Source organism: Microcoleus sp. (assembly GCF_049646505.1).
Lineage (GTDB): Bacteria > Cyanobacteriota > Cyanobacteriia > Cyanobacteriales > Microcoleaceae > Microcoleus.
In genome coordinates this window covers 1-7,111 of record NZ_JBARVX010000262.1, presented here as the reverse complement: position 1 = coordinate 7,111, position 7,111 = coordinate 1, and the positions used below count along the sequence as shown (strand labels likewise).

Below are 7,111 nucleotides of genomic sequence, written 5' to 3'. Positions count from 1 at the left end.
CACAGCATGAGTGTATGGATGTGCGGTGCCGTGGATTGTTCCGGCTGTTTTTCTAAATGTTAAATATTTCGGTGTTTCGTCGTCTAAAACATTGTTGTAATAAATATTACCGCCTTCATTAGCAACTGCTTTTAGCAGGATAGTGAATAGGTAAGCGTCAAAAATCCTTGCTTGTTCTGCCGCTCCGTTGAAATCGGGATCGATTGAGCTTTTTAACTTGCTTTTAATTTCAGAATTGATGGCGTAGTTGCTAGGCTCTGAGGGAATTTTTTCGAGCAGTTGCTTGAGGGCGATCGCCTGTTTGTGGCGAGGGGCTGTCACGCTGGAGGTAAACTCGATTGTTTGGGCTGTTTCTGCACCTGAATTGGCAAAGATAATTTTTGTGCCGAGGGGAGAGGTTTCCGATTCTACTTTCAAGAAATAAGCTATTTCGTCTTCCATTTCGGAAGTGTTGACCGTCGCTTGCTCGACTGCATCAATTAACAGCAAAAGTTGTTCTTTTGCGGTATAATCTTCTATCTTGAGCAGAGGTGTCTTTCTTTTGAGCGATCGCTCTTGAATTACTTTGCCTATCTCTACAGTATCTGCTACTTGTTGAACTACCCAACCTAAATTAAACTCATTCAGAATTTCCGCCAGTTCTTGATAGAGTTTGGCGTACTCGATCTCGTCCATAATTGTTTCTGCGCTGCACAGTATTCTAATTATACAAGGCGGTTGATTTTTTTGTCAATCTGCCAACAGTCAACAGCCAGTAGGGGCGGTGCCCCCGTGCCCGCCCTCTTAACAGTCAACACTCAACAGTCAACTGCCAACTACCAATTAGCAGTAAGCTATTTTACGACAAACTAGCGATCGAACTATGGCAACTATCAACGACAACTACCTCAAACTCAAAGCCGGCTACCTGTTTCCCGAAATTGGGCGCAGAGTCAAAGCCTTTGCAGATGCGAATCCCCAAGCGCCCATCATCCGGCTGGGGATTGGCGACGTGACAGAACCGCTACCTGCTGCTTGTCGCGAGGCGATGGTGGCGGCGGTAGCAGACATGGGTTCGCGGGATACCTTCAAAGGATACGGCCCGGAACAAGGTTATGAGTGGCTGCGGGAGAAAATTGCCGAGCACGATTTTAAGTCGCGGGGATGCGAGATTGATGCTTCGGAAATCTTTATTTCTGACGGTTCTAAGTGCGACTGCGGCAACATTTTGGATATTTTCGGCAGCGATAATACGATCGCAGTTACAGACCCAGTTTATCCGGTGTATGTAGACACGAACGTGATGGCGGGGCACACGGGAGATGCGAACGAAAATGGCGAATACGGCGGCTTAGTTTACCTGCCAATTACAGCCGAAAACAATTTTACTGCCCAAATTCCCACAGACAAAAAAGTCGATTTAATTTACCTGTGTTTCCCCAACAATCCGACGGGCGCAACTGCAACCAAGGAGCACTTGCAAGCTTGGGTAAATTATGCTAAGGCGAACAATTCGATTATTTTCTTCGATGCGGCCTACGAAGCGTATATTACCGATCCGAGTTTACCGCATTCTATCTACGAAATAGAAGGTGCGCGCGATTGTGCGATCGAATTTCGTTCGTTCTCCAAAAATGCTGGTTTCACCGGTACTCGCTGCGCCTTAACAGTTGTACCGAAGACTTTGACAGGAAAAGCCGCCGACGGTTCCGATGTCGAAATTTGGAAGCTGTGGAACCGCCGCCAATCTACTAAGTTTAACGGCGTTTCTTACATTGTCCAGCGCGGTGCAGAGGCGGTTTATTCGGAGGCTGGCAAAGCACAAATTCAGGCGTTAGTCAATTTTTACATGGAAAATGCTGCGATTATCCGCGAGAAATTGACAGCGGCGGGAATTGAGGTTTTTGGCGGCGAAAATGCGCCTTACGTGTGGGTAAAAACGCCTCGCGGTTTGACGAGTTGGGAGTTTTTTGATAAGTTGCTGGAAACTTGCAATGTGGTGGGGACACCGGGTTCTGGTTTCGGCGCGGCGGGTGAGGGTTATTTCCGCATTTCGGCGTTTAACAGTCGGGAAAATGTGGAGGAAGCGATGAGACGGATTGGGGAGAAGTTTAAGGTTTAGTATCCTGTTCTGCTTAAACTAGACCTCTTGCAAAAGTCAAATTTACCCCCCGCAAGTCCCCCCTCCCGCGGGGAGAAACAAGAATCTTGCTCCCGGACCTTAATAAGGGGAGGGTTGGGGTGGGGTGATTTGGATTTTTGCAAGAGTTCTACCGAAAGTCAGCCAGGGAATTCATTCCCTGGCTGATAGCTAAAGTCCTCGCTATGAGGACTGAAGAACTCATTAGTTTTATGCAAGAGGACTTTCGATTTGAGGCCTGGGTTTCAAGCGCCGTCTTATCTCATACATCATATCGTGCGCGATCGGTTACGATAATAAAAACCAATCGCGAGAGCCTTCAATCTACTGGACACGATACCGCAACCAAAGAAACCGGGTTTTTGCAGTTTTTGCTTTCGGTAACTAAATATTCTCGAAAAAACTCGGTTTCTGACCGCCCATGCTGTCGAGCCGGAAGAACAATTTTATGTTTTAATTGTATCCATGATTGGGAACAAAAATATGCACCTGAATAGCAACCAAATTCGTCAACAGTTTCTTGATTTTTATGCAGCCAGAGCTCATCAAATCCTCCCCACTGAGCCTTTTGTTGTCAACATTTCCTATTTAAATTCAATATCGCGAACTAATTTGTGGACTTTACCATTCCACCCTATTTCTCTCGGAGAGAAATGCTCGCCCGAAAATCACAGTGCGATTTTACAAAAATATATTTCTCCGAATGTCCGGGTACTCACCGAGCGCCATCCTACCTTTTTTGAGATGTTAACTCACTGGGGCGATTACTCCAAACAACAAGCATTAATTTGGGCTTGGGAACTTTGCACGGAAATTTATCAAATTCCGCGATCGCGATTGGTGGTGAGTGTAGATGCGCGCGATACTGAAACTCTCGCTATCTGGCGCGACAAAATCGGCATACCCGAACAACAAATTATTATCAGCCGCTGGAATTCGTGGCGTCCCAACTCTTCCGGCCATTGCGGCATTTCTACTCGCATTCACTACGATTGTTATCCCGAAAGAGGCTATGAATTAGCTGCGTCGGAAGAAGATATCGAATTTCGATCTAAAAGTAAAGAAGAGTACGATAGCGAAGATTCTATCGGTCACATTCTACCAGAAGAAGATTTGCGATTTTTGAGTTTTTACCATCTGGTATTTATGGACTCAGAATCACCAAAATATGGAAATACAAAGACTCCTCTCAAGACAAATTATATGGCTTGCGGGATGAACTTAGAACGGTTGGCGGCGATTTTGCAAGGAGGATCTAGCTTTTATCAAACCGATTTGATATTGCCGGTGATTCTCAGGACGGCTAAAGTTGCGGGTGTGGAGTACGATCGCGCTGACAATTTAACTAAAGTTTCTCTCAAACTAATAGCCGACCAAATTCGTCCAGCCGTTCATTTGACTGCCGATTATATCGTCAAACCACCGCATCACTGGCCGCAGTTTATTCATCAACTAATTCAAATGTGGTTGATGCGTGGGGTATTGTACTCCCAAATTTTAGGAATTGAGGAGCCTTTTGTTGAGCTGTTAATTGACAAAATTGTAACTTTTGGAGAAGTTTTTTATCCTCACCTGCGACAGCGGCAGAAAGAGATTGTTGCTTATCTGAAACCGCAAGAGTCTTACTGTTGGAGTATGTTGGAGGGCGAACGAAAAAAAGGGATTGTTAGCGGTTACTTGTTACATAAACTTTTCCGCACCTACCATTGCTACAGACAAGACATTGAAAAATGGGCCCAGAAAAATAGCTTAACTATTGATTGGGATGGGTACAATCTGATGTTGGGGCCGGAGATAGATTGATAGTAGTTACAATGAAGTTACTCCCTTGATTACTCGGCGATTGAAATCGCGTCTACACAAACAAAGTCCCAGCAGAGTTGAATTGCAAGACTTTTTATAAATTATATAAGGTGCGTCGCTTTTAACTTATCGAGTGTTTTGGGGATTTTTTATAGCGACGCACCCTACAAAAAAACTACACAATTACTGCCAATTTGTCAACCCCTAAAGGTCGATAAATTGTATCTCTTTGCTGATAATCCCGCCCCAAAGAACGAATCGCATTTTGCAAATCTTCCACAGACTGACAACTGCCGCCAACTGCACCGGCCATCGTCGTAATGTGCTCTTCCATCAAAGTGCCGCCGATATCGTTGCAGCCCCATTTCAGCGCTTCTGTAGCTCCATCTAAACCCAGTTTTACCCAGCTTGGTTGGTGATTGGAAATCAAATTTCCCAAAAAGATTCTAGATACAGCGGTGAGCAACAATGTATCTGCTAAAATCGGTTGGTCGCGGCCGACTCGACTCCGCAAAGGAGCCGGTGCATCCTGTCCGACAAAGGGCAGTAAAATGAATTCTGTGATGCGCGCCCGATAGTTGTTGTTAATTGCGGTTTGTTGGAGCGATCGCACTTTTTCTAAATGCAAAACCTGCTGAGAGGCGGTTTCAATATGCCCGCAAAGCATCGTGCTCGTTGTCGGTAAACCCAGACGGTGAGCAGTTCCCACAATTTCTAACCAAGTTGCAGAATCTAGTTTTTCCGGGCAAATTATCCTCCGCACCGCATCGTCGAGAACTTCCGCTGCGGTTCCCGGCATCGAACCAACTCCCGCATCTTGCAAAGCTGAAATTACATAGCTGAAACTCAGATTATCTTGTCTGGCAATAAATTCTATTTCTTGCGGCGAAAAAGCGTGCAAGTGCAACTGCGGAAACTTATCTTTAATAGTTTTTACCAATTGCAAATAATAAGGCAAAGATGCACCGCCCTGCTTAGCTTGAAGATTTAAGCCGCCCTGCATACAAATTTCCGTCGCACCCCGCTGCACCGCATCAGTTGCCTTTTCCTGAATTTGGGCTGAATCTAACCAAAAAGCACCTTCATCTCCGTCGTCGCGGCGGAACGCACAAAAACTGCAATGCTGCTCGCAAATGTTGGTAAAATTAATATTGCGATTTATAACATAGGTGACAGTATCCCCTGATTGTTGGCGGCGGAGCAAGTCAGCGGTTGTTTGAATAGAGGCGATCGCCCTTGGATCTCTTTGCTGCAAAAGTATCAAGGCTTCTGCAGCAGAAATGTTATGACCTTGTAAAGCTCGATCTAGAATTGCATCCACAGTTTTATTTTTGGCTCAGTTACAGAATTACTGCCTAGAATTAAGGCGTTTTTATATCTTAACAAATCAATCAGAGAAAAACGATATTTTCAAATCTCAAGTCTTACAAAAGCACCGTTTACTTTCTCGAAATTGAACCTATGGGCATCAACCAAACAAATCAACTGTTGCCAGTACCTTCTGGACTTTTGCAAATTCCTGCTGTACCGAATTTCGCTTCAACTTTTACAGACGCAGATACAGCGCCCATTTATTTTTCCCTCGTCATTCCCACCTATAACGAGTGCCAGAATGTCAAGAGTATTGTGGAACAATTGACTCAATTGCTCGACGGCAGCATTCCCGGCGACTACGAGTTAATTGTAGTCGATGACGACAGCCCCGATCGCACATGGGAAGTTGCGCTGTCCCTGACAGCCGAATATCCGCAATTGCGGGTGATGCGCCGCTCAGACGAACGGGGACTTTCCACCGCCGTAATTCGCGGGTGGCAAGCCTCTAGGGGCGAGGTTTTGGGGGTGATCGACGCCGACTTGCAGCATCCGCCGGAGACGCTGTTGCAGCTTTTAGCAGAAATTCAGCGGGGAGCCGATTTGACCGCTGCGAGCCGCCACGTTGACGAGGGCGGGGTGAGCGACTGGAGCGTTGTCAGGCGATTGTTGTCGCGGGGAGCGCAAATAGTCGGATTGATCGTACTACCGGGAGTGGTGGGCCGAGTTTCCGATCCGATGAGCGGCTATTTTATGGTGCGCCGCAGTTGCATTGCCGAGAAAACCATGAATCCTGCAGGTTACAAGATTTTGATTGAAGTGCTTGGGAGGGGAAACATCCGCTGGATTGGAGAAGTTGGTTACGTGTTTCAGGAGCGGCAAGAAGGCGAAAGCAAAGTTACTGGGAAACAGTATATTGAGTATTTGCGGCATTTGCTCATATTGCGGTTTGCCCGCTGGCCGATGGGTAAGTTTCTGCGGTTTGGCGCGGTTGGTTTCAGCGGCGTATTTGTGGATATGGGAGTTTTGTACGTGCTGCGCGAGATATTAAATTGGGAGCTGACTCGCAGTCTGATTCTTGCTGCTGAATTAGCAATTATCAGTAACTTTTTTTGGAATGATTGGTGGACTTTTGGGGATATTTCTAAGCGGCAGCCGGGAATGAAGCAGCGCTTGAAACGGCTGTTGAAGTTTAATACAATTTGCTTGATGGGTTTGATTTTGAATGTGCTGCTGGTTAATATGATGTTTAATTTCTTGGGGATGAATGAATATTTGGCTACTTTAATTGCGATCGCAGCCGTGACTCTGTGGAATTTCTGGATCAATATGAAGCTGAGCTGGCGGGTGACGGAAGTTGATTAGAAACTGGGTAATGGGTAACTGGTAATTGGTCATGGCGGGAGCATCTGTGCCGGAGATGCTCGCGTCATGGATCGTGGGCAATTGGTCATTGGTGATTGGTAATTGATAAAATGACGTTGGACGGAAAGCGAGTTATTGAGGTGTTCGCATGACTAATGACTGATGACTAATGACTAATGACTAATGACTCTTCTTCCCAAGGTCTTTGAATGACTGAATTGATGATTAAAAATAAACAACTGTTGCTAATATTGCTGTGGACGGCGATCGCCCTGATGCTGCGCTTTGCCAATTTGGACTTGAAACCGCTGTGGACGGACGAGTTTTCGACTCTAGTGTTTAGTTTGGGGAACAGTTTTCGCGGGGTGCCGATCGATCGCGCGATCGACCTTCCCACTCTATTACAACCGCTGCAATTTCGTCCCGATGCTGGCATTGGAGATGTCCTAAACCATTTGCTGCTAGAAAGCAACCATCCGCCAGTATATTTTATGCTAGCCCACTGGTGGATGC

The 7,111-nt window shown here is 46.1% G+C and carries 5 protein-coding genes and 2 pseudogenes; 5 read left to right on the top strand and 2 right to left on the bottom strand.

Translation table 11 applies throughout. From position 1 onward, the window contains the following. Nucleotides 1-675, bottom strand: a pseudogene (locus WBA89_RS14190) (hypothetical protein); the annotation flags it as partial. A 51-nt stretch (nt 676-726) separates the two neighbouring features. Between WBA89_RS14190 and WBA89_RS14185 the strand changes: the two are divergent. The 3 genes from WBA89_RS14185 (at nt 727) to WBA89_RS14175 (ending at nt 3,922) form a co-directional block, all read left to right on the top strand. Next, a complete protein-coding gene (locus WBA89_RS14185) occupies nt 727-852 on the top strand; it encodes a hypothetical protein (RefSeq protein ID WP_424407409.1) in 126 nt (41 codons plus the stop codon). Between the two features lie 10 nt (nt 853-862). Then, the gene (locus WBA89_RS14180) at nt 863-2,101 is read left to right on the top strand and encodes an LL-diaminopimelate aminotransferase (protein WP_424407407.1); all 1,239 of its coding nucleotides are present in this window, start codon (nt 863-865) and stop codon (nt 2,099-2,101) included. Nucleotides 2,102-2,602: 501 nt separating this feature from the next. Further along, a complete protein-coding gene (locus tag WBA89_RS14175) occupies nt 2,603-3,922 on the top strand; it encodes an alanine--tRNA ligase-related protein (RefSeq protein WP_424407405.1) in 1,320 nt (439 codons plus the stop codon). Between the two features lie 175 nt (nt 3,923-4,097). On the opposite strand, the gene cofH is transcribed toward WBA89_RS14175, so the two are convergent. Then, complete coding sequence (gene cofH, locus WBA89_RS14170; protein WP_424407403.1) at nt 4,098-5,243, bottom strand: 7,8-didemethyl-8-hydroxy-5-deazariboflavin synthase subunit CofH; 1,146 nt, start codon at nt 5,241-5,243, stop codon at nt 4,098-4,100. A gap of 140 nt (nt 5,244-5,383) precedes the next feature. On the opposite strand from cofH, the gene WBA89_RS14165 reads away from it, so the two are divergent. Both WBA89_RS14165 and WBA89_RS14160 read left to right on the top strand, forming a co-directional pair. Then, on the top strand, nt 5,384-6,598 hold the full coding sequence (locus WBA89_RS14165) for a glycosyltransferase (RefSeq protein ID WP_424407401.1): 1,215 nt from the start codon (nt 5,384-5,386) through the stop codon (nt 6,596-6,598). Nucleotides 6,599-6,807: 209 nt separating this feature from the next. Beyond that, nucleotides 6,808-7,111, top strand: a pseudogene (locus tag WBA89_RS14160) (glycosyltransferase); the annotation flags it as partial.

Coding starts and splice junctions, on each gene's coding strand:
- WBA89_RS14180 (WP_424407407.1), top strand. CDS start 863: ATGGCAACTATCAACGACAACTACCTCAAACTCAAAGCCGGCTACCTG.
- WBA89_RS14165 (WP_424407401.1), top strand. CDS start 5,384: ATGGGCATCAACCAAACAAATCAACTGTTGCCAGTACCTTCTGGACTT.
- WBA89_RS14175 (WP_424407405.1), top strand. CDS start 2,603: ATGCACCTGAATAGCAACCAAATTCGTCAACAGTTTCTTGATTTTTAT.